The sequence below is a fragment of the Streptomyces spirodelae genome (assembly GCF_017676385.1).
Lineage (GTDB): Bacteria > Actinomycetota > Actinomycetes > Streptomycetales > Streptomycetaceae > Streptomyces > Streptomyces spirodelae.
The window spans coordinates 241,930-263,924 of record NZ_JAFFZN010000003.1 but is presented as its reverse complement, the minus strand read 5'-3'; the positions used below and the strand labels follow the sequence as shown (position 1 = coordinate 263,924).

Here is a 21,995-nt window from a genome sequence, read left to right as displayed (position 1 = left end):
ACCTGCGGTCCCGGCCGTGGTGGCGGCCCCCGCCGTGGCACTGCCCACGCTGAAGGTGCTTATGAGCACCACCAGCGAGAGCAGCCATCTGAGCGTTTTACGCATTCACCCTCCCCTGTTCTCGCCAAAAGTCGTCGAGAACCTATCGGCGTCCGACCGGCTCCGCCAGACCCCGGAACCGACCGCGTGTACGGAATTCGGGAGAGCGCGCCCCGCTCAGCGGTACCGGTCCGGCTGTCCGCGGCCGGGGTTACGCTGCCGTCATGACCGATCCCGCAACCCCGCCCACGCCCGCCCCGCTGGCCACGGGCCCGCGCGGGATGCGGCTGCTGTCCTTCCACCGCGAGGCGGAGGACACGCGTTTCCCTGACGCTCCCGTCGGCTACGTGCTGTTGGCCGTACGGCACGCGGGCCGGCTGCTGATGGTGCACGTACGCAGCCGCGCCTGCTGGGAGCTGCCCGGCGGCGGTATCGAGGAGGGCGAGAGCCCGCGCGCGGCGGCCGCCCGCGAACTGCACGAGGAGACCTGCCAGTCGGTGGACGCGGCGGCGCTGCGCTTCACCGGCTTCGCCCGTACCGCGCTGGGCCCGGAGCAACGGGTGCTCTACGGCGCCGTCTACACCGGGGAGCTCACACAGGTGCTGCCCTTCACCCCGACCGAGGAGATCTCGGCCATCCACTGGCGCACCGGCGCGGAACCGCTGCCCTATGGCGAGGTGCAGACGGTGGACGAATATGTGGTGGGACTCTGCGACAACTGAGGTCTAGCGTAGGACGCATGCCGAGACCTCACGGATTCGCCTACGAGCAGCACGGCGCGACAGCGGCCGTGGTGATCAGCCACCACGGCCGCCCGGTCACCACACTGCGCGGACCGCGCGCCGACCGCTTCCTCGAGGAGGTCGCCGCCGGCGACGCGCAGCTGGTGATGGCCCGCTGGACGGGCAACTACAGGCGCGGCAACGAGCGCACCGCACGCCGGCACCCACGCAACCAGGGCTCCTAGCAGCCATGCCTCACCGGACCACGGCGTGCTCCGCGCCTCCCGCTGCGGGCTCCCCGGCGAACGTCCGCCACAGCTCCGCGTAGCGGCCACCGCGCGCCACCAACTCCTGGTGCGTACCGTCCTCGACGACCCTGCCGTGGTCGAGGACGACGACCCGGTCGGCCCGCGCCGCTGTCGTCAGCCGGTGTGCCACCACCAGTGTGGTACGCGACCCGGTCAGCCGGTCCGTCGCCTGATTGACCAGCGACTCGGTCGCCAGGTCGAGAGCCGCGGTCGCCTCATCCAGCAGCAGGACCACCGGGTCCACCAGCTCGGCCCGCGCCAGTGCGATCAACTGCCGCTGCCCGGCGGACAGGTTGCGGCCCCGCTCGTCCACCTCGTGCAGATAGCCGCCCGACAGGGAGGCGATCATGTCGTGGGCGCCCACGGCCCGGGCCGCCGCCTCGACCTGGGCGTCGGTGGCGTCCATCCGCCCGTAGGCGATGGCGTCCCGCACGGTGCCCGGGAAGAGGTACGGCTCCTGGGGCACCACTCCGAGCCGGTTCCGGTAGCCGGTCAGATCGATCTCGCGCAGGTCCCGGCCGTCGGCCAGGACGGCGCCCTCGCTCGGGTCGTAGAACCGGGCGACGAGCTTGACCAGCGTGGACTTGCCCGCACCGGTCTCCCCCACGAAGGCGACGGTCTGGCCTGCCGGGATGGTCAGCCGGACGCCGGAAAGCGCTTCCTCGTCCCCCTGGGCGCCGGCCGGGTCCGCGCTCGCATAGCGGAAGTTGACGTCCCGGAACTCGATCCGGCCCTCCAGCGCGGTCAGTTCGCTCGGCGCCGCGGCCGGCGGAGTGCTGCTCTCCTCGCGCAGCAGCTCCTGGATACGGCGCAGTGAGACGGCCGCCTGCTGGTACCCGTCGAAGACCTGTGAGAGCTGCTGCACGGGTGCGAAGAACAGCTCGATGTAGAGCAGGTAGGCGACCAGCGCACCCGCCGTCAGTGTGCCGTTCTCGATGCGCCCGGCGCCCACCACGAGCACCGCAGCCGTCGCGACGGAGGCGAGCAGCTGCACGAAGGGGAAGTAGACCGATATCAGCCACTGGCCGCGCACCCGGGCCCGGCGGTAGCCGTCACTGCGGCGCTCGAACTGCTCGGCGCCGCGCTCCTCGCCGCGGAATGCCTGCACCATCCGCAGTCCGGCCACCGACTCCTGCAGGTCTGCGTTGACCACGCTCACCCGCTCGCGGGCCAGCTCGTATGCCTTGACGCTCTGCCTGCGGAAGAAGACCGTGCCGACGACCAGCAGCGGCAGGGTCGCGAAAACGACCAGGGCCAACTCGATGTCGAGGACCAGCAGTGCGCCCAGGATGCCCAGGAAGGTGAACAGCGAGACGACAGCGGTGACAAGACCCGTCTGCAAGAACGTCGAGAGGGCGTCCACGTCCGTCGTCATCCGGGTCATCACGGCGCCCGCCTGGTGCCGTTCGTAGTAGTCGAGTCCGAGCCGCTGCAACTGCGCGAAAATCTTCACCCGCAGGGCGTAGAGCACCCGCTCTCCGGTGCGCCCGGTCAGCAGCAGCGAGCAGATCTGCGCGCCCCACTGGGCGAGCACGACGGCCAGCGCGAGGCCGGAGGCGAACCAGACGGCGCCCAGTGCGCCCTTTTCGACACCGTCGTCGATGCCGTGCCGGATCAGCACGGGCAGCAGCAGTCCGAACCCGGCGTCCAGTGCGGCGAAGACGAGGGCGACCAGCAGGGCCGCGCCGAAACCGCGCAGCAGGCGGCGCAGCCCGTAGGAGTCCTCGCGCTGCTCGGCGCGCTGCTCGTCCACATCCGGTGTGTCGTCGGCGGGCGGCAGCGCGGCCACCCTGGCGAGCAGTTCGGGGCTGCCGGGCAGGCCGGCCAGTTCCGCGCCGAAGGCGCCCGGCCGTCCGGCCTGTGCCGCGGCGGTGCCGGTGCCGCCGGCCACGGCCGCCTCGTCGGCCTCCGCCTCCTGTTCCCGCACCCACAGCTCGGGCGTCACTCCGTCGACGGTCTCGTGCGCGTCGTGGAGGGCCATACCGGCCGGGTCGCGTTCCACGTCGCCGAGCTCGTCCGGGTCGGTCAGCAGCCGGCGGTAGAGGGCGCAGCGCTCGGTCAGCTCCTCGTGGGTGCCGACGTCGGCCAGCCGCCCGTGCTCCAGCACGGCGATCCGGTCCGCCAGCGCCAGGGTGGACTGGCGGTGGGCGATCAGCAGTGTCGTACGGCCCGCCATGACCTCGCGCAGTGCCTGGTGTATCTCGTGCTCCACGCGCGCGTCCACGGCCGAGGTGGCGTCGTCCAGGAGCAGCAGACGCGGGTCGGTCAGCAGCGCGCGGGCGAGCGCTGTGCGCTGGCGCTGACCGCCGGAGAGGGTCAGCCCCTGCTCGCCGACGGCCGTCTCGTAGCCGTCCGGCAGCTCGTTGATGAAGCGGTCGGCCTGTGCGGCGCGGGCGGCGGCGCGGATCTCCTCGTCGGTGGCGTCGGGAGCGCCGTAGGCGATGTTCTCCCGGATGGAGGACGAGAACAGAAAGGGGTTCTCCGGCACGAGGCCGATGGCGGAGCGCAGCGAGTCCAGCGTCAGGTCGCGCACGTCCTGGCCGCCGACGCGCACCGCTCCGCCCGTCACGTCGTAGTAGCGCGGCAGCAGCATGGAGACGGTGGACTTGCCGCTGCCGCTGGCGCCCACCAGGGCGACCGTCTCGCCGGGTTCGATGCGCAGGCTGAAGCCGTCCAGCACCGGGTTGTCCGGTGCGTAGCCGAAGGTGACGTCCTCGAACTCGACGGAGGCGTCGGCGGACTGCGGCAGGGCGCGCGCGTGCGGGCTCTCGGCCATCTGCGGTTCGGTGTCGATCAGGTCGTAGACCCGCTCCACGCCGGCCCGCGCCTGCTGTCCGACGGTGAGCATCATGGCGAGCATCCGCACCGGGCCCACCAGTTGGGCCAGATAGGTGGAGAAGGCGACGAAGGTGCCCAGGGTGATCTCGCCCCGGGTGGCCATCCAGCCGCCGAGCGCCAGCATGCCGACCTGTCCGAGGGAGGGCACGGTCTGCAGGGCGGGTGTGTAGCGCGCGTTGAGGCGTACGGTGCGCATCCGCCCGGCGAACAGCTTCCGGCTGACGGCCCGGAGTTTTCCGGTCTCCTGTGCCTCCTGGCCGAAGCCTTTGACCACGCGTACGCCGGTGACCGATCCGTCCACCACGGAGGCGACCGCGCCGGCCTGCTGCTGTGCGTACCAGGTCGCGGGGAAGAGCCGCTTGCGGCTGAGGTTGGCCACCCACCACAGAAGCGGGAAGACCGCCACCGACACCAGGGTCAGCAGCGGTGAGAGGGCGAGCATCACCACGAGCGCGACCACGAACAGCAGCACGTTGCCGATCATCATCGGCAACATGAACAGCAGGCTCTGCACCAGTTGGAGGTCGCTGGTGCCGCGTCCGACGACCTGTCCGGTGGACAGCTCGTCCTGGCTGCGGCCGTCCAGCCGCACGATCGAGCGGTACATCTCGGTCCGCAGGTCGTGCTGGACATCCAGCGCGAGCCGCCCGCCGTAGTAGCGGCGTGCGTAGGTCAGTACGTAGATGACCACGGCGGCGGCGAGCAGCAGCCCGATCCACGTCCACAGGCTGCCCCGGCCGCCGACCACCACGTCGTCGATGATCGTCTTGGTCAGCAGCGGGACCAGCGCCATGACGGCCATGCCGCCCAGCGAGGCGCCCAGCGCGAGCACGACCGAACGCCTGTACCGCCAGCAGTACCCGGCCAGCCGCCGGGCCCACCCCGGCGTACTCGCACTCTCCTCCGTCACGACGCCCCAGTCCCTTCATGTCGGGCCTTCCGCTGCCTTCCCTGCGGACAGCCCAACATCAATGGATCGGATTTTCATCCCGGATCGGCGGAGAGGTCAGCCGAGGAGGGGCGAGTGGAAGCGGGCGAGCGGAGTGGAGGGAGGAGCAGAGGAGGGGCGAGTGGAGGAGAAGGTGACCGAAGGCGGCCCGGTGAGCCCTAGGCTCTTCCGAGGCCGCCCCGGCCACCGACGGCGCGTCCCTGGGTGCGTGCGGGCCGGCACCCCCCACGAGGCCAGCTCCGCGATCGCTCCGCGCCGTCTTCCCGCGGGATCGCTTGTGCAGTCTGTCGAGAACTTCCACGAAATGCACATCGACCGATCAAATCTAGTAACGTCCCGTATTAAACCAGCTGCGCTCTGTTACTGAGCGGACGATTTGCCGGGTACCGTCAAGCCCGCACCGACCTGCACCGTTCGGCAGCCCGAACGGTGCCGACTCGCCCGATGTGTACGGGAGGCTGCCCGCAGGCGAACACACGACCGGAGAGGGCGGGTCCCCAACACGGCCGGAACCCACTCATCCGGGCCGCCCTCATCAGCCTCTGGCCGCCGCGATCTGCCGCGTCATCAGCGTCGTCAGCTCATACGCCGTGTGCGAGGCTGCGACAGAAGTGAGCTCCGCGTGGTCGTAGGCGGGCGCGACCTCCACCAGATCGGCCGAGACCAGATTGCAGTCGGACAGACCTCGCAGGATCTCCAGCAGCTCCCGCGAGGTGAGCCCGCCCGCCTCCGGGGTGCCCGTGCCGGGCGCGTGCGCGGGGTCGAGCACATCGATGTCCACCGACACATAGAGCGGCCGGGAGCCGATGCGCTGCCGCAGCTGGTCGACCACCTCGTCCACGCCCCGCCGCATCACATCCGCCGAGGTGACGATGCCGAAGCCCATCTTGGCGTCGTCGTCCAGGTCGCGCTTTCCGTACAGCGGTCCCCTGGTGCCCACATGGGAGAGTGCCGAGGTGTCCAGCAGCCCCTCCTCGACGGCGCGCCGGAAGGGCGTGCCGTGGGTGTAGGCGGCGCCGAAGTAGGTGTCCCAGGTGTCCAGGTGCGCGTCGAAGTGCAGCAGGGCCACAGGTCCGTGCTTGCGGGCCATCGCACGCAGCAGCGGCAGCGCGATGGTGTGGTCGCCGCCGAGCGTCATCAGCCGGGCGCCGGACTCCAGCAGGGAGGTGGCCGCCTCGTCGACCGTCTCGACGGCCTCGCCGATGTCGAACGGGTTGACCGCGATGTCCCCGGCGTCCGCGACCTGCGCCAGCGCGAAGGGTGCCGCGTCCTGCGCCGGGTTGTAGGGCCGCAGCAGCCGCGACGCCTCCCGGATGGCGTTGCCGCCGAAGCGGGCTCCGGGACGGTAGGAGACTCCGGTGTCGAACGGGACACCCACCACGGCCACGTCCGCACGGCCGCCCGTCTCGTCGATCCGCGGCAGCCGCGCGAAGGTCGCGGGTCCCGCGTAGCGGGGCACCCGGGAGGAGTCGACGGGGCCACGGGGCGTCGGAACGGTGTCGGAGGGATGCATCTCGCTGCTGCTCATACCGTCGAGCGTAGGCGGAACGCACCCCTGGGCCGTTGGACGGTCCGCAGGAACGTACGCCGCCTTTTGGACACTCCGTCCATCGAGCGACCGTACGAGACACAATGGCTACATGTCACAGCCTCTCTTGCCCGTGTCGCTGCCCCTGCCGCTCCCGGAAGCGCCCTCCCGTGACGAGCTGACCGGCCACCTGGTGCGCACCCGGATCGCGGGGGACGTCGCCACGCCGCGGGAGAACAACCTGTCCCACTACCGCAAGCTCGCCAACGGCGACCGCCACTACTGGCTCGGCCTGGAACTGGGCGAGCGCTGGGCGGACGAGCAGGACGTACTGGCCGTGATGGCCGAGCGCTGCGGCGTCAACGACGACCCGGACTACCGCACCGGCCAGGACACCATCGACCCCGAGCTGACCGTGGCGGCCCTCGACCGGGCCGCCGCCGAGCTGCGCAAGGCCGCCGAGGGGCGCGGCAGGGTGCTGTTCGCCACCGGCCACCCGGGAGCGCTGCTGGATATGCACGGCACCCTCGCCACCGCGCTGCGCGCGGCCGGGTGCGACATCGTGCGCACCCCGCTGCGGGTCTTCGCCGACGAGGGCGTCATCGTGCAGTTCCAGGGAGTCGCCGTCTACGAGCGCGGCGCCTCCCTGTGGCACACCCACTCGCCCGAGCCGATGGCGGGCGTGCTGCACGGGCTGGAGCAGGCGGGAGAGCCGCTGCCCGACCTGGTGGTGGCCGACCACGGGTGGGCGGGCCGCGCAGCGCAGCACGGGCTGACCACCGTCGGTTTCGCCGACTGCAACGATCCGGCCCTCTTCCTGGGCGAGGCGGAGGGCACGCTGGAGGTCACGGTGCCGCTGGACGACCACGTGGTCGACCCGCGCTTCTACGAGCCGATGACGGCCTACCTGCTGGCCGCCGCCGGGCTGGCGGGCTGAGAGCCGCCCTCCTGACGCGGAACCCGGACAACGCCCTCCTGGATGACGGAGACCACCAGCCGTCCGTCCCGGGTGAAGATCCGCCCCTTGCCCAGCCCCCTGCCGCCCTGGGCCGTCGGGGACTCCTGGTCGTAGAGCAGCCACTCGTCCGCGCGGAAGGGGCGGTGGAACCACATGGCGTGGTCCAGGCTGGCCCCGACCACGTCGCCGACCGCCCAGCCGCCCCTGCCGTGCGCGAGCAGCACCGAGTCCAGCAGCGTCATGTCCGAGACATAGGTCGCCAGACAGATGTGCAGCATCGGGTCGTCCAGCTCACCGTCCAGCTTCCCGTTGGTGCGGAACCACACCTGGGAGCGCGGCTCACCGGGCCTGCCGACCCTGCCGAAGGGAGGCTCCTCGACGTACCGCAGATCGACCGCGGCCCGCGCCCTCAGGAGCCGCTCGGGCACCTGGGGGTCGGCGAACAGCTCCCGGTAGCGCGGAACGATCTCCTCCGCGGCCGGCAGCGTCTCCGGATCGGGTGCGTGGGGCATCGGCTCCTGGTGCTCCATCCCCTCCTCGTGGACCTGGAACGAGGCGGACAGATGGAAGATGGGCTGCCCGTGCTGTACGGCCACCACCCGGCGGGTGGTGAAGGACCGCCCGTCGCGTATCCGGTCCACCGTGTAGACGATGGGCGCGCCGGGGTCTCCCGAGCGCAGGAAGTACGCGTGCAGGGAGTGCGGCAGCCGCCCGGCGGGGACGGTGCGGCAGGCGGCGACGAGTGCCTGCGCGGCCACCTGGCCGCCGAAGACCCGGGGGACGATGGCGGCACGGCTGCTGCCGCGGAAGATGTCCTGCTCGATCCGCTCCAGATCGAGCAGTTCGAGCAGGGACGTCAGTTCTTGGCTCATGTTCTGTGATTCTGCCGAGTGGACCCGAGACGGCCGTACGCCGTTCACAACCCCATGGACTTGGCGATGATGGAGCGCATGACTTCGCTGGTGCCGCCGTAGATGCGCGAGACGCGGGTGTCGGCGTACAGGTTGGCGATCGGGTACTCCAGCATGTAGCCGTAACCGCCGTGCAGCTGGAGGCACTTGTCGATGACCCGGGCCGCGGTCTCGGTGGTGAACAGCTTGACCGAGGCGGCGTCGGCGGGCGTCAGCTCGCCGGCGTCCAGCGCCTCCAGGGCACGGTCGACGACGGCCTGCATCGCGTCCACGTCGGACTGGCAGTCGGCCAGCTGGAACTTGGTGTTCTGGAATGAGGCCACCTCCTTGCCGAAGACCGTCCGCTCCTTGACGTAATCGTGCGCGAAGCGGACGGCCGCCGCGGACTGCGCGTAGGCGCCGATGGCGATGCCCAGCCGCTCCTGCGGCAGGTTGTGGGTGAGATAGGAGAACGCCTTGCCCTCCTCGCCCAGCAGGTCCTCGACGGGCACCTTGACGTCGGTGAAGGACAGCTCGGCGGTGTCGGAGCTGCGCAGTCCGAGCTTCTCCAGCTTGCGGCCGACCGCGTAGCCCTCGCTCCTGGCGTCCACGACGAGGATGGAGATGCCCCCGCGCCGGTCCTCCGGGGTGGGCGGGGCTGTACGGGCGCAGACCAGGACGCGGTCGGCCTGGACGCCGCCGGTGATGAAGGTCTTGGCGCCGTTGAGGATGTAGTGCGTACCGTCCTCGGACAGCTTGGCCGTGGTCTTCATGCCGGCCAGGTCGGAGCCGGTGCCGGGCTCGGTCATGGCGATGGCGGTCATCATCTCGCCGGAGACGAAGGCGGGCAGCCAGCGCTTCTTCTGCTCCTCGTCGGCGTACTTGAGCAGGTACGGGAGGCACAGCGCGGTGTGCACGCTGGAACCGCCGAAGCTGACGCCCGCGCGGGCGCACTCCTCGGTGATCACGGCGTTGTACTTGAAGCTGGTCTCGCCGGCGCCGCCGTACTCCTCGGGGACCTCGATGCCGAAGACGCCCAGTTCGCCGAGCTTCTTGTAGAACTCCTTGGGCACATGGCCCTGCTCGGCCCACTGCGGGTAGTGGGGTACGACCTGATCCGCGATGAAGTCGCGGATCGTCCGGCGGAACGCTTCGTGGTCCTCGTTGAACACCGTGCGGCGCACAGCACGCCTCCTCGTCGCCTGAGCCGTGGCTAAGCGCTTGCTCAGCCTAATGGAGTCAAAGCTACCGAGCGGTCACCTCCGCTGTCCAGGGCGACCCCGGGGGCGGGCAGGACTCCGGCTACTCGCCGGACTCGGTGCGCTCCGCGGGCGCGGTGTACTCGGCGCGCTCGGCGGCGGGCCGCGCCTCTCCCTCCCCCGCCTGCCCCGCGCGCTCGCGCGGAGCCGCGGCCGAGAAGGCACCGCGGGCCAGCCGGTGCAGCAGCGCGGCCGTCGTCTCCCGGTCGGGCAGCGCCGAGGGGCCGCTCAGGTGCGGCGTCGAGTTCAGTAGCCCGAAGACGGTGTGCACCGAGACCCTGGCCTCCAGCTCGGTCAGGCCGGGATACACCGCGCGGACAGCGGCGACCCACAGCTCCACGTACTGCCGCTGGAGCTTGCGGACCTGCTTGCGGTCGGCCTCCCGCAGCCGGTCCAGCTCGCGGTCGTGGAGGGTGATCAGCTCCCGGTCGTCCAGCGCGAAGTCGATATGCCCCTCGATCAGCGCATCCAGCGCCGCCTGAGGCGCCAGGCCCGCCGCCGCCGACTCCTCGGACCTGCGCCGGCCACCCTCGTAGAGCCGCCGGCTGATCCCCACCAGCAGCTCGGCCAGCATCGCGTCCTTGCCCGCGAAATGGCGGTAGAGGCCGGGGCCGCTGATACCGACGGCGGCTCCTATCTCGTCGACGCCCACCCCGTGGAAACCGCGCTCGGCGAAGAGCCGCGCGGCCTCCCGCAGGATCTGCTCCCGTCGGCCGGGTGCGGCCGTGCCTGCCGTCTTCGTGCTCATGCCGACCATTCTAGACAGCCGCGTTAGTGAGCGTTAACCTGGATGCAGTGAGTTAACGATGGCTAACCGCCGGATGTGCGGTGGCGGGTGCGGCTGTCGTGGTGGTGACGTGCGAGCAAGGGGGCCGGCCGGATGAATGAGCGAGCAGTGCGGGACGTGAGCGGGCACGGGCCCGCGGCGCCACGCCTGGGAAGCGCCCTCGACCCGGGCTCGGAGGCCGCGGCGGAGAACCGCAGGGCCCACCGCGAGCTTGCCGGACAGCTCCGAGAGAAGCTGGCGCGGGCCCGGCTGGGCGGCGGTGCCCGAGCCCGCGAGCGGCACACGGCGCGCGGCAAGCTGCTGCCCCGCGAGCGGGTGGACGCCCTGCTCGATCCCGGCTCGCCCTTCCTGGAGCTCGCCCCGCTGGCGGCCGACGGGATGTACGGCGATGCGGCACCGGCGGCGGGGGTGATCGCGGGCATCGGACGCGTGGCCGGACGCGAGGTGGTCATCGTCGCCAACGACGCCACCGTCAAGGGCGGCACCTACTACCCCATGACGGTCAAGAAGCACCTGCGGGCTCAGGAAGTGGCTCTGGAGAACCGGCTGCCGTGCCTCTATCTGGTCGACTCGGGCGGCGCCTTCCTGCCTATGCAGGACGAGGTCTTCCCCGACCGCGAGCACTTCGGCCGGATCTTCTACAACCAGGCCCGGATGTCCGCCGCCGGAGTCCCGCAGATCGCCGCCGTCCTCGGCTCCTGCACCGCCGGCGGCGCCTATGTCCCGGCGATGAGCGACGAAGCGGTGATCGTGCGCGAGCAGGGCACCATCTTCCTGGGCGGCCCACCCCTGGTGAAGGCGGCCACCGGTGAGGTGGTCACCGCCGAGGAGCTCGGCGGCGGCGAGACACACTCCCGGATCTCGGGTGTCACCGACCACCTGGCCGAGGACGACGCACACGCGCTGCGCATCGTCCGCCATATCGTCGCCACCCTGCCCGCGCCTCCCGCCGCCTCGGCCCTCCCCTGGGCCGTACGCCCAGCGGAGGAGCCCGCCCTGGACCCGGCCGGCCTCTACGACGTGGTGCCCGTCGACTCCCGCACGCCCTACGACGTGCACGAGGTCATCGGCCGCCTGGTGGACGGCTCCCGCTTCCAGGAGTTCAAGCCGGAGTACGGCACCACGCTCGTCACGGGCTTCGCCCATATCCACGGCCACCCCGTCGGCGTGGTGGCCAACAACGGCATCCTCTTCTCCGAATCCGCCCAGAAGGGCGCCCACTTCATCGAGCTGTGCGACCAGCGCGGCATCCCGCTGCTCTTCCTGCAGAACATCTCGGGCTTCATGGTCGGCAAGGACTACGAGGCGGGCGGCATCGCCAAGCACGGCGCCAAGATGGTCACCGCCGTGGCCTGCGCCCGGGTTCCGAAGCTGACGGTGGTGGTCGGAGGCTCCTACGGCGCCGGCAACTACTCGATGTGCGGCCGGGCCTACAGCCCGCGCTTCCTGTGGATGTGGCCGAACGCCAAGATTTCCGTGATGGGCGGCGAGCAGGCCGCCTCGGTGCTCGCCACCGTGAAGCGGGACCAGCTGGCGGCGCGCGGTGAGGAGTGGAGCGCCGAGCAGGAAGAGGAGTTCCGCGCCCCCGTCCGCGCGCAGTACGAAACCCAGGGCAACGCCTACTACGCCACCGCCCGGCTGTGGGACGACGGCGTGATCGACCCGCTGGAGACCCGGCAGGTGCTGGGGCTGGCGCTGACCGCCTGTGCCAACGCGCCGCTGCCGCACCGCGATCCGGAGGCGCCCCGCTTCGGCGTCTTCCGGATGTGAGGGGGCAGGACGTGGCACAGCCGACCGACGGCAGGGAAGCCGGGAGCGACGGGGTCGCAAGGGCGAGGAGAGGACCGATGTTCGACACGGTGCTGGTGGCCAACCGGGGCGAGATCGCGGTGCGGGTGATCCGTACGCTGCGCAGGCTCGGAATCCGGTCCGTCGCGGTGCACAGCGACGCGGACGCCGAGGCGCGCCATGTACGGGAGGCAGACACCGCGGTCCGGATCGGCCCGGCGGCGGCCGTGCACAGCTATCTGAGCGTGGACCGGCTGCTGGAGGCCGCGGACCGCAGCGGCGCCCAGGCCGTACACCCCGGGTACGGATTCCTCGCGGAGAACGCCGAGTTCGCGCGGCGCTGCGAGGCGGCCGGGCTCGCCTTCATCGGGCCGCCCGCCGACGCCATCGAGCTGATGGGCGACAAGATCCGCGCCAAGGAGACGGTGCGCGAGGCGGACGTTCCGGTGGTGCCGGGCTCCTCGGGCAGCGGACTGACCGACGCCGAACTGGCCGTCGCCGCCCGGGACACCGGCCTTCCGGTGCTGCTCAAGCCGTCCGCGGGCGGCGGCGGCAAGGGCATGCGGCTGGTGCGCGACGAGGCGGCGCTGCCGGACGAGATCGCCGCGGCGCGCCGCGAGGCCAGGGGCGCCTTCGGTGACGACGGACTGCTGGTGGAACGGTGGATCGACCGGCCGCGGCACATCGAGATCCAGGTGCTGGCGGACGGCCACGGCAACGTCCTCCACCTGGGAGAGCGCGAGTGCTCGCTCCAGCGTCGGCACCAGAAGATCATCGAGGAGGCACCCAGCCCGCTGCTGGACGAGACCACGCGCCAGGCGATGGGGCAGGCGGCGGTGAACGCGGCACGCTCGTGCGGCTACCGGGGCGCGGGCACGGTGGAGTTCATCGTGCCGGGCGACGGCTCCGGGTCATACTACTTCATGGAGATGAACACCCGGCTCCAGGTGGAGCACCCGGTCACCGAACTGATCACCGGGCTCGACCTGGTGGAGTGGCAGCTGCGCGTCGCTGCCGGGGAGCCGCTGCCCTTCGCGCAGGGGGACATCGCGCTGGACGGCCATGCGGTGGAGGCCCGGATCTGCGCGGAGACCGCCCGCGTCTCGCCGGGTGCCGAGGACGGCCATGTCGACTTCCTGCCCTCGGCAGGTCGGGTGCTGCTGCTCCAAGAGCCGCAGGGCGAAGGCGTGCGCACCGACTCCGGCTTGAGTGAGGGCACGGAGGTGGGCACGACGTACGACCCGATGCTCGCCAAGGTCATCGCATGGGGGCCGGACCGGGCCGCCGCGCTGCGCGGGCTGCGGGCCGCGCTGGCGCGTACGACGGTGTTGGGAGTGGACACCAACACGGCGTTCCTGCGCGCCCTCCTCGCCCACCCCGAGGTGGCCTCCGGAGACCTGGACACCGGTCTGGTGGACCGCGCCGCTGCCGGGCTGCTGCCCGAGGGCGTGCCCGACGAGGTGTACGGAGCGGCGGCTCTGCTGCGGCAGGCGGCACTCGCCCCGGACGTCGGCACGGGACCGGGCGCCGGTACGGGACCGGGCGCCGCCGCGGTGCCGGGTGTCACCCCGGAAGCCGCCACCGGTCAGCCGGCCGGGGCCGGTCGAGCGGCCGGGGCCGCCGCCTGGGTAAGTCCGTTCTCCGTGCCCTCCGGGTGGCGGCTCGGCGGACAGCGGGCCTGGACGGTGCATCATCTGCGGGTTCCGGGCCACGAGCCGGTCGCGGTGCGGGTCCGCCCGGCCGCGCCGGACGGCAGGCGCCCCGAAGGCCCCCCGGCCGCAGGGGAGATGGAGGTCAGCGTTGACGGCGCCGCCCCGGTGCGGGCCCGGCTGGCACCCGGCGGGACAGCGGACGGCCCGACGGTACGGCTCGACTGGGACGGGATGAGCCGCACCTTCACCCGCGCCCTGGCAATGGACGGCGACACCCCCGGGGTGTGGCTGGGCAGGGACGGCGAGGTCTGGCAGGTGCGCGGTCACGACCCGGTGGCGGAAGCCCTCCGGCGGGCGGGCGGTGCCCACGGGGCCGATGCGCTGACGGCGCCCATGCCCGGCACGGTCACGGTGGTCAAGGCGGCCGTGGGCGACGAGGTCGCAGCCGGTCAGAGCCTGCTGGTGGTGGAGGCCATGAAGATGGAGCACGTCATCACGGCCCCGCACGCCGGCCGGGTGGCCGAGCTGGAGGTGACGGCGGGCAGCACCGTGGCGATGGACCAGGTGCTCGCGGTGGTGGACCCGTTCGAGGACGCCGAGAAGGCGGACGGCGAAGGAGGCGCGGGATGACTGACGCGGCAACCCCCACGACACCGGGCGGCTCACCGGCGGACAGGGCCGGCGGCTCACCGGCACAGCTGCCCATGGTCTTCCCCCTGGAGGGCCACGAGGGACTGCCCGGCCGGGTGCGGATTCACGAGGTGGGCCCGCGCGACGGTTTGCAGAACGAGCCGACGACCGTCCCGGTCGAGGTCAAGGCGGAGTTCATCGAGCGGCTGGCGGCCGCGGGCCTGACCACCGTGGAGGCCACCAGCTTCGTCCACCCCAAGTGGGTGCCCCAGCTGGCCGACGCCGAGGAGCTGTATCCGCGCCTCGGCGGACCCGCACTGGGGGGCGTGCGGCTGCCGGTGCTGGTGCCCAACGCGCGCGGTCTGGAGCGGGCGCTGGCGCTGGGGGCGCGGGAGGTGGCGGTGTTCGCCAGCGCCACCGAGTCGTTCGCCAAGGCCAACCTCAACCGCACGGTGGACGAGGCCCTGGAGATGTTCGAACCCGTGGTGGCCCACGCCAAGCGGGAGGGCCTTCGGGTGCGCGGCTATCTGTCGATGTGCTTCGGCGACCCCTGGGAGGGTGCCGTGCCCCTCGAACAGGTGGTCAGGGTGTGCCGGGCGCTGGCCGGAATGGGCTGCGACGAGCTGAGCCTGGGCGACACCATCGGCGTCGCCACCCCCGGCCATGTCCACGCGCTGCTCGCGGCCCTCCGTACGGCAGGGCTGCCCGGCTCGGCCGCCGGGGAGTCCGGCGCTCCCGGCTCCGGCCCGCCGGCCGCCGGTCCCGTGCTCGCCGTGCACTTCCACGACACCTACGGCCAGGCCCTCTCCAACACCCTGGCGGCGCTGCAGAACGGCGTGGCCACGGTGGACGCCTCGGCGGGCGGGCTGGGCGGCTGCCCGTATGCCAAGAGCGCCACCGGAAACCTCGCCACCGAAGACCTGGTCTGGATGCTGAACGGGCTCGGCATCGAGACCGGCGTCGATCTGGCCCAGCTCACCGCCACCAGCCGCTGGATGGCCGAACGGCTGGGCCGACCCAGCCCGTCCCGTACGGTCCGCGCCCTCGCCGGCACGGCCGCCCCCACCTCTTCCCAGGAGCAGTGACCATGGCACTCGACCACCGACTGAGCCCCGAGCACGAGGAGCTGCGCCGCACCGTCGAGGAATTCGCCCACGATGTGGTGGCGCCCAAGATCGGCGACTTCTACGAGCAGCACGAGTTCCCGTACGAGATCGTCCGGCAGATGGGCTCCATGGGCCTGTTCGGCCTGCCGTTCCCCGAGGAGTACGGCGGCATGGGCGGCGACTACCTCGCGCTCTGCCTCGCCCTGGAGGAGCTGGCCCGGGTCGACTCCTCCGTGGCCATCACGCTGGAGGCGGGGGTGTCGCTGGGGGCGATGCCGCTCTACCTGTTCGGCACCGAGGAGCAGAAGCGCGAGTGGCTGCCGCGGCTGTGTGCGGGCGAGATGCTGGGCGCCTTCGGGCTGACCGAGCCGGAGTGCGGCTCGGACGCGGGCGGCACCCGCACCACAGCGGTGCTGGACGAGAAGAACGACGAATGGGTGATCAACGGCACCAAGTCCTTCATCACCAACTCCGGTACGGAGATAACTGGCCTGGTCACCGTGACAGCCGTCACCGGGCGCAAGGACAACGGAGCACCCCGCATCTCCACGATCATCGTCCCCTCGGGCACCCCGGGCTTCACCGTCGCGCCCGCCTACTCCAAGGTGGGCTGGAACGCCTCGGACACCCATGAGCTGTCCTTCGCCGATGTCCGCGTCCCGAACGCCAATCTGCTCGGCGAACCGGGCCGCGGCTATGCCCAGTTCCTGCGCATCCTCGACGAGGGGCGTATCGCCATCTCCGCGCTCGCCACCGGGCTGGCCCAGGGCTGTGTGGACGAGTCGGTGCGCTACGCCAACACCCGTACGGCCTTCGGCAAGCCCATCGGTGCCAACCAGGCGATCCAGTTCAAGATCGCGGACATGGAGATGCGGGCCCACACCTCGCGGCTGGCCTGGCGGGACGCGGCCGCACGGCTGATGGCCGGAGAGCCGTTCAAGAAGGAGGCGGCGCTGGCCAAGCTGTACTCCTCCGAGAGCGCCGTGACCAACGCCCGTGAGGCCACGCAGATCCATGGGGGCTACGGATTCATGAACGAGTATCCGGTCGCCCGTATGTGGCGGGACTCGAAGATCCTGGAGATCGGCGAGGGCACCAGCGAGGTGCAGCGCATGCTGGTGGCCCGCGAGTTGGGGGTCGGCGAGTGAGGACGCGGCGCGTGGCGGCGGCCGGACCGGGGGTGACCCTCGCGCTCCGAGGCTAAATAATCGGAGTATGGCGGAAATCCTCCAGCGGGCCGGGGCATGGACCTTCGACGGGGAGACCGTCAGGATCGTGCCCGGCACCGAGCGTCAGGTGCACCAACTGCGCAAGGCTCTGGGAGAGGTCGCCGTTCCCCTGGGCGCGGTGGCCGGAATCGCCTACGAGCCGGGCGGACGCAAGGGCGGCAGGCTCCGCCTGCGGCTGCGCGACGGCGCCGACCCGCTCTCCCAGGTGGCCAGCGGACGGCTGCCGGACGCGGCCGACCCGTATCAACTGGCGGTGGAGAAGGACCGCACAGGGGTGGCCGAGTACTTCGTCGAGGAGGTGCGCAACGCCCTGCTGCTGGCGGAGGTGCCCGACACCCCGTGCGACCGCTATCTGCTGCCGGGGCCGCCCGTCCCGCTGACCGCCACCGGCACGGACGGCACCGCCGCCTTCGACGGGGAGCACGTCCAGTTGGAGTGGAACTGGATGGCCGAGCAGAGCAAGTCCTCGGCTGGTCCGCGCCGGTTGACGCTCCAGGAGTTGGAGGGCGTGGAGTGGATTCCGGCGCTCGGCTGGGAGAACGGCAGCCTCCGTTTCCGTCCCAAGGGCACCTACCCGGCCCTCAAGCCGCAGCACGACCCCAACTGTCTGCTGCTGTGGGGCGTGCGGCAGACACGGGAGACGGGCGGCGCCGTGCTGCTGGCCTCCGCCGTGGTCGCCCGGCTGCCGCACCCGCTGGCGGGGCACGCGGCGGAGGGAGCCACCGGGGCGGGCACGGGGGCCGGGGCGGGCACGGGGGGCGGGGCGGCGGCACCCGAGTTGAGCGCCCCCACCCCGTTCCCGGCCGACGCGGACCACGACGGACTGCTGCGGCGGCTGCGCGAGCTGGGTGAGCTGCACAGTGCCGGTGTGCTCACGGATGACGAGTTCGCCCTCGCCAAGAAGGCGATCCTCGACCGTTTCTGACAGCCGGCCGGGCGGGTGCGGGCCCTCACGCGTCCGGCCCGGCAGCAGTTCACCGTGGCCAGGGCACCTGCGGCGACCGGTGGTAGTTCACTCCCATCAGTTCCCAGCGCGGCGCCTGCTGGGCCAGCCTCTCCCGGTAGCCGTCCCAATCGTGGGTGGCGGCGGGCGACCAGCCCACCTCGGCCACGCCGGGCAGCCGGGGAAAGGCCAGGTATTCGAGCTGGTCGCTGGTCGCGATGGTCTCCGACCACAGCGGGGCCTCCACGCCGAGTACGGCCCGCTCGGGCACCCCCTCCAGATAGCGGCCCGGGTCCCAGTCGTAGGCGCGCCGGGTGGGCACATAGCCGGCCCAGGACAGGCCGAGCGGGGTGTCCTTGTCGTACTTCATGTCCAGGTAGGCGCGGTCGGCCGGGGAGAGCACCAGCTTGGTGCCGCGCCGTGCGGCCTCGGCCACCTGGGCGCGCTCCTGCGGGCCGGTGCGGTCGTAGCCCCAGTACTGCGCGACGGTTCCCCGGGCCGGGGCCGCGGTGATCTGGTGCCAGCCGATCGCCTTCTTGCCGTACTTGGCGACGAGGGGCTGTACGCGCCGCATGAAGGTGACGTAGTCCTTGTGGCTGGTGGAGTGCGCTTCGTCCCCGCCGATGTGGAGGTAGGGGCCGGGGGTTAGGGCCGCCAGTTCGCGGAGTACGTCGTCGACGAAGTCGTAGGTGCGCTCCAGCGGTACGCACAGTGAGCTGAACCCGACCTCGGTGCCGGTGTAGCGGGGCGGTGCGACGCCGTCGCAGTTGAGCTCGGCGTAGGAGGCCAGTGCCGCGTTGGTGTGGCCGGGCATGTCGATCTCGGGGACGACGGTGAGGTGCCGTGCCGCCGCGTAGCGGACGATCTCGCGGTAGTCGGCCTTGGTGTAGTGGCCGCCGGGGCCGCCGCCGACCTCGGTGCCGCCGCCGTAGCCGGCCAGCCGGGGCCAGGAGTCGATGGCGATGCGCCAGCCCTGGTCGTCGGAGAGGTGCAGATGGAGGGTGTTGATCTTGTAAAGGGCGAGCTGGTCGATGTAGCGCTTGACCGCGGGGACGGGGAAGAAGTGGCGGGAGACGTCCAGCATGGCGCCCCGGTAGGCGTAGCGCGGCGTGTCGGTGATGGTGCCGCCCGTTATCCGCCAGGGGCCGGGCTGCTTGTCGGGGGCCTCGACGGCGGCGGGGAGGAGCTGCCGGAGGGTCTGTATTCCGTGGAAGAGTCCGGCGGGCTCGCGTGCGGTGAGCCTGACGGCCCGTGCGGTGACATCGAGCCGGTAGCCCTCGGGGCCCAGTCGGCGGTGGCCGCCGAGCCGCAGCTGGATGCCGTCGCGGCCGGCGCGGGTGGTGACGGGCAGCCGGTAGCCGGTGGCAGGCCGCAGCAGCTCGGCGAGGTGGTCGGCCACCTGTCGTACGTCTTTGCGGGCTCCTCGCCGCTGCCCGTGCCGGTGGTGGTCCGGGCCACCGTGCACCCGGATCACCGTCCGGGGGGTGATCGCGTACGGCCGGCCCCGCTCGCGTACCGAGGCGGGTGCGGGTATCACCCGATCGAGTGGCCGCGGGGAACGGGCGGTGGCCGCTTCGTCCGCGCCGGTGCGAGTGCCGGTGGCGGTGGGGGTGCCGGCGCCGGTAGCGGTCGCCGGTGCGGTGCGCGGCGATGCGGCGGCGGGTGGCGAGGCGGTGGCGGCGAGCAGCGAGGCACACAGGACCAGTAACGGGCCGATTCGTCGTCCCATCAGCGCTCCCTCCGGGATCACTCCGATCCCTTCGAACGAGTGTTCATGGAGGTCCGGGTCGCGCACTCTCAACGAAAGCCGTGTTCAGGACACTTCGCCATAATGACCGCCTCGAACGGGGTCGGGAAGACATCGGCCGGGAGATTCCGGGAGTATTTCTGTGCCGGTTCCGCCACACGGTGCCCGCTATCGGGCAGATTTCTTGCGATCGAGGCGCTGAGACCGCAGTATCGACGGGTGCTCGACACCACGACGCCGGTCCATGAGGACCTCATCGACCACCTGGTCCGCACCACGCCGCTCCAGCGCGGCGAGGCGGCCCGGGTGGTGCTGGACGTGCTGTCGTACTTCGATGAGACGGCCACCGAGTTCGTCCGCCGCCGGCATCGCGAGCTCCAGGCCAAGGGCCTGACGAACCCGGAGATCTTCGAGCGTATCGAGGCCGAGCTGCCGCACCGCGCCGTGGCGCCGCCCGAGCTGTCCCTCAGACAGCTCCGCCGCATCGTCTACGGCTGACAGAGCGCAGACCGCGGAGCGCACCGGCATCGAGCGCCCGGCACCGAGCACCGAGCACCCAGAAGTCGGACTCCAGAGAAGTCGGACTCCGGATATCAGAAATCAGCACAGCACGACGGAGAGGCAGGGCATCAGCAGTATGTGCGGAATTGTCGGGTATATCGGTAAGCGTGACACCGCCCCGCTCCTGCTGGAGGGCCTCCAGCGGCTGGAGTACCGCGGCTACGACTCGGCGGGCATCGCCATCCAGGCCGGTACGGGCAGCAAGCCGGGCGGCCTGAAGACCGCCAAGACCAAGGGCCGGGTCCGCGACCTGGAGGAGCGTATCCCCAAGCGCTTCACCGGCACCGCCGGCATCGCCCACACCCGCTGGGCCACCCACGGCGTGCCCAACGACGTCAACGCACACCCGCACCTGGACGCGGCCGAGAAGGTCGCCGTCGTCCACAACGGCATCATCGACAACGCCGCCGAGCTGCGCGCCAAGCTGACCGCTGACGGCATCACCTTCGTCTCCGACACCGACACCGAGGTGCTGACCCATCTGATCGCCGGGGCCCAGGCCGAGCGCCTGGAGGCCCGCGTCCAGGAGGCGCTGCGGCACGTCGAGGGCACCTACGGCATCGCCGTACTGCACGCCGACTTCCCCGACCGCATCGTGGTGGCCCGCAACGGCTCCCCCGTGGTGCTGGGCATCGGCGAGAACGAGATGTTCGTCGCCTCGGACGTCGCCGCGCTGGTCTCGCACACCCGCCAGGTCGTCACCCTGGACGACGGCGAGATGGCCACCATCAAGGCCGGCGACTACCGCACCTACACCACCGAGGGATCGCGCACCTCCTCCTCGCCGGAGACGGTGGAGTACGCCGCCGAGTCCTACGACCTGGGCGGCCACGACACCTATATGCACAAGGAGATCGCCGAGCAGGCGGACGCGGTGGACCGGGTGCTGGCCGGGCGCATCGACGACCGGTTCGCCACCGTCCACCTCGGCGGCCTCAACCTCGACCCGCGCGAAGCGCGCGCCGTGCGCCGGGTGAAGATCCTCGGCTGCGGCACCTCGTACCACGCGGGCCTGATCGGCGCCCAGATGATCGAGGAGCTGGCCCGCATCCCCGCCGACGCGGAACCCGCCAGCGAGTTCCGGTACCGCAACGCGGTCGTCGACCCGGACACGCTCTACATCGCCGTCTCGCAGTCCGGTGAGACGTACGACGCGCTCGCCGCCGTCCAGGAGCTCAAGCGCAAGGGCGCCAGGGTGCTGGGCGTCATCAACGTCGTCGGCTCGGCCATCGCCCGCGAGGCGGACGGCGGGGTCTATGTGCACGCCGGGCCCGAGGTGTGCGTCGTCTCCACCAAGTGCTTCACCAACACGGTGGTCGCCTTCGGCCTGCTCGCGCTGCACCTGGGCCGCATCCGCGATCTGTCGGTCAAGGACGGCAAGCGGATCATCGACGGGCTGCGCCGGCTGCCGGGCCAGATCGCCGAGATCCTCAAGCAGGAGCCGGAGATCGAGAAGCTGGCCAAGAGTTACGCGGACGCGCACTCGATGCTCTTCATCGGGAGGGTACGCGGCTACCCGGTGGCACTGGAAGCCTCGCTGAAGCTGAAGGAGGTCTCCTACATCCACGCGGAGGCGTACCCGGCCTCCGAGCTCAAGCACGGGCCGCTGGCGCTGATCGAGCCCGCGATGCCGACGGTGGCGATCGTGCCGGAGGACGATCTGCTGGAGAAGAACCGGGCCGCGATGGAGGAGATCAAGGCCCGCAGCGGCCGCATCCTGGCCGTCGCACATCAGGAGCAGGAGAAGGCCGACCACACCATCGTCGTCCCGAAGAACGAGGACGAGCTGGACCCGATCCTGATGGGCATCCCGCTCCAGCTGCTGGCCTACCACACGGCACTCGCCCTGGGCCGGGACATCGACAAGCCCCGCAACCTGGCCAAGTCGGTCACCGTGGAGTAACAGGGAGCCACAGCGCCGCAAGGCGCGCGGAAAGGCGGAAGGGCGGAATCCCACGCGGGCCACCAACCGCGCGGGATTCCGCCTCCCCTGTGCCGGCGTCGCCCATTACGCCGGCGGGTGGGCTGCCGCGTGGGACCGTCACCTCCCGTTCGGCAGCG

Annotated in this window: 16 protein-coding genes; 10 read left to right on the top strand and 6 right to left on the bottom strand. The window is 71.5% G+C overall.

Features of this window, described 5'->3' with window-relative positions; translation table 11 throughout:
* Positions 1-263: 263 nt before the first annotated feature.
* Entirely contained in the window at positions 264-761 is a 498-nt protein-coding gene (locus tag JW592_RS05360; protein WP_209263691.1) for an NUDIX hydrolase, read from the top strand.
* 17 nt (positions 762-778) lie between these two features.
* Entirely contained in the window at positions 779-1,006 is a 228-nt protein-coding gene (locus JW592_RS05355; protein ID WP_209263690.1) for a hypothetical protein, read from the top strand.
* A 10-nt stretch (positions 1,007-1,016) separates the two neighbouring features.
* On the opposite strand, the gene JW592_RS05350 is transcribed toward JW592_RS05355, so the two are convergent.
* Together JW592_RS05350 and speB are read right to left on the bottom strand one after the other, a co-directional pair.
* A complete protein-coding gene (locus tag JW592_RS05350; protein ID WP_209263689.1) occupies positions 1,017-4,817 on the bottom strand; it encodes an ABC transporter ATP-binding protein in 3,801 nt (1,266 codons plus the stop codon).
* Between the two features lie 574 nt (positions 4,818-5,391).
* On the bottom strand, positions 5,392-6,384 hold the full coding sequence (speB, locus tag JW592_RS05345; protein WP_209263688.1) for an agmatinase: 993 nt from the start codon (positions 6,382-6,384) through the stop codon (positions 5,392-5,394).
* A gap of 112 nt (positions 6,385-6,496) precedes the next feature.
* Here speB and JW592_RS05340 point away from each other — a divergent pair, with 112 nt between their 5' ends.
* A complete protein-coding gene (locus tag JW592_RS05340; RefSeq protein ID WP_229375207.1) occupies positions 6,497-7,321 on the top strand; it encodes a phosphatase in 825 nt (274 codons plus the stop codon).
* Here the strand turns inward: JW592_RS05340 and tesB are convergent.
* The 3 genes from tesB to JW592_RS05325 form a co-directional block, all read right to left on the bottom strand.
* On the bottom strand, positions 7,288-8,214 hold the full coding sequence (gene tesB, locus JW592_RS05335; RefSeq protein ID WP_209263687.1) for an acyl-CoA thioesterase II: 927 nt from the start codon (positions 8,212-8,214) through the stop codon (positions 7,288-7,290). The two genes, JW592_RS05340 and tesB, sit on opposite strands and share 34 nt — an antisense overlap.
* Positions 8,215-8,258: 44 nt before the next feature.
* A complete protein-coding gene (locus JW592_RS05330; RefSeq protein WP_209263686.1) occupies positions 8,259-9,416 on the bottom strand; it encodes an acyl-CoA dehydrogenase family protein in 1,158 nt (385 codons plus the stop codon).
* Positions 9,417-9,534: 118 nt separating this feature from the next.
* Positions 9,535-10,239, bottom strand: coding sequence for an SACE_7040 family transcriptional regulator (locus JW592_RS05325; protein ID WP_372446452.1), 705 nt, complete (start codon positions 10,237-10,239; stop codon positions 9,535-9,537).
* Between the two features lie 132 nt (positions 10,240-10,371).
* Between JW592_RS05325 and JW592_RS05320 the strand changes: the two genes are divergently transcribed.
* From JW592_RS05320 to JW592_RS05300, 5 genes are all read left to right on the top strand, one after another.
* Positions 10,372-12,048 (top strand): carboxyl transferase domain-containing protein, encoded by a 1,677-nt coding sequence (locus JW592_RS05320; RefSeq protein WP_209263685.1) that lies wholly within the window; start codon positions 10,372-10,374, stop codon positions 12,046-12,048.
* A gap of 77 nt (positions 12,049-12,125) precedes the next feature.
* Positions 12,126-14,348 carry an ATP-binding protein gene (locus JW592_RS05315; protein WP_209263684.1) on the top strand — a complete coding sequence of 741 codons (2,223 nt, stop codon included), beginning with the start codon at positions 12,126-12,128 and terminating at the stop codon, positions 14,346-14,348.
* A 74-nt stretch (positions 14,349-14,422) separates the two neighbouring features.
* On the top strand, positions 14,423-15,433 hold the full coding sequence (locus JW592_RS05310) for a hydroxymethylglutaryl-CoA lyase (RefSeq protein WP_229375251.1): 1,011 nt from the start codon (positions 14,423-14,425) through the stop codon (positions 15,431-15,433).
* Positions 15,434-15,435: 2 nt separating this feature from the next.
* A complete protein-coding gene (locus tag JW592_RS05305) occupies positions 15,436-16,602 on the top strand; it encodes an acyl-CoA dehydrogenase family protein (RefSeq protein WP_209263682.1) in 1,167 nt (388 codons plus the stop codon).
* Between the two features lie 67 nt (positions 16,603-16,669).
* Positions 16,670-17,608 (top strand): DUF4429 domain-containing protein, encoded by a 939-nt coding sequence (locus JW592_RS05300; RefSeq protein ID WP_209263681.1) that lies wholly within the window; start codon positions 16,670-16,672, stop codon positions 17,606-17,608.
* 49 nt (positions 17,609-17,657) lie between these two features.
* On the opposite strand, the gene JW592_RS05295 is transcribed toward JW592_RS05300, so the two are convergent.
* Positions 17,658-19,355 (bottom strand): beta-N-acetylhexosaminidase, encoded by a 1,698-nt coding sequence (locus JW592_RS05295; protein WP_209263680.1) that lies wholly within the window; start codon positions 19,353-19,355, stop codon positions 17,658-17,660.
* A 237-nt stretch (positions 19,356-19,592) separates the two neighbouring features.
* On the opposite strand from JW592_RS05295, the gene JW592_RS05290 reads away from it, so the two are divergent.
* Together JW592_RS05290 and glmS are read left to right on the top strand one after the other, a co-directional pair.
* The gene (locus JW592_RS05290; protein ID WP_209263679.1) at positions 19,593-19,871 is read left to right on the top strand and encodes a hypothetical protein; all 279 of its coding nucleotides are present in this window, start codon (positions 19,593-19,595) and stop codon (positions 19,869-19,871) included.
* A 139-nt stretch (positions 19,872-20,010) separates the two neighbouring features.
* A complete protein-coding gene (gene glmS / locus JW592_RS05285; RefSeq protein WP_209263678.1) occupies positions 20,011-21,837 on the top strand; it encodes a glutamine--fructose-6-phosphate transaminase (isomerizing) in 1,827 nt (608 codons plus the stop codon).
* Positions 21,838-21,995: the final 158 nt, after the last annotated feature.

Coding starts and splice junctions, on each gene's coding strand:
- JW592_RS05300 (WP_209263681.1), top strand. CDS start 16,670: ATGGCGGAAATCCTCCAGCGGGCCGGGGCATGGACCTTCGACGGGGAG.
- speB (WP_209263688.1), bottom strand. CDS start 6,384: ATGAGCAGCAGCGAGATGCATCCCTCCGACACCGTTCCGACGCCCCGT.
- JW592_RS05360 (WP_209263691.1), top strand. CDS start 264: ATGACCGATCCCGCAACCCCGCCCACGCCCGCCCCGCTGGCCACGGGC.
- JW592_RS05355 (WP_209263690.1), top strand. CDS start 779: ATGCCGAGACCTCACGGATTCGCCTACGAGCAGCACGGCGCGACAGCG.
- JW592_RS05325 (WP_372446452.1), bottom strand. CDS start 10,239: ATGAGCACGAAGACGGCAGGCACGGCCGCACCCGGCCGACGGGAGCAG.
- JW592_RS05340 (WP_229375207.1), top strand. CDS start 6,497: ATGTCACAGCCTCTCTTGCCCGTGTCGCTGCCCCTGCCGCTCCCGGAA.
- glmS (WP_209263678.1), top strand. CDS start 20,011: ATGTGCGGAATTGTCGGGTATATCGGTAAGCGTGACACCGCCCCGCTC.
- JW592_RS05310 (WP_229375251.1), top strand. CDS start 14,423: ATGGTCTTCCCCCTGGAGGGCCACGAGGGACTGCCCGGCCGGGTGCGG.
- JW592_RS05315 (WP_209263684.1), top strand. CDS start 12,126: ATGTTCGACACGGTGCTGGTGGCCAACCGGGGCGAGATCGCGGTGCGG.
- JW592_RS05295 (WP_209263680.1), bottom strand. CDS start 19,355: ATGGGACGACGAATCGGCCCGTTACTGGTCCTGTGTGCCTCGCTGCTC.
- JW592_RS05305 (WP_209263682.1), top strand. CDS start 15,436: ATGGCACTCGACCACCGACTGAGCCCCGAGCACGAGGAGCTGCGCCGC.
- JW592_RS05320 (WP_209263685.1), top strand. CDS start 10,372: ATGAATGAGCGAGCAGTGCGGGACGTGAGCGGGCACGGGCCCGCGGCG.
- tesB (WP_209263687.1), bottom strand. CDS start 8,214: ATGAGCCAAGAACTGACGTCCCTGCTCGAACTGCTCGATCTGGAGCGG.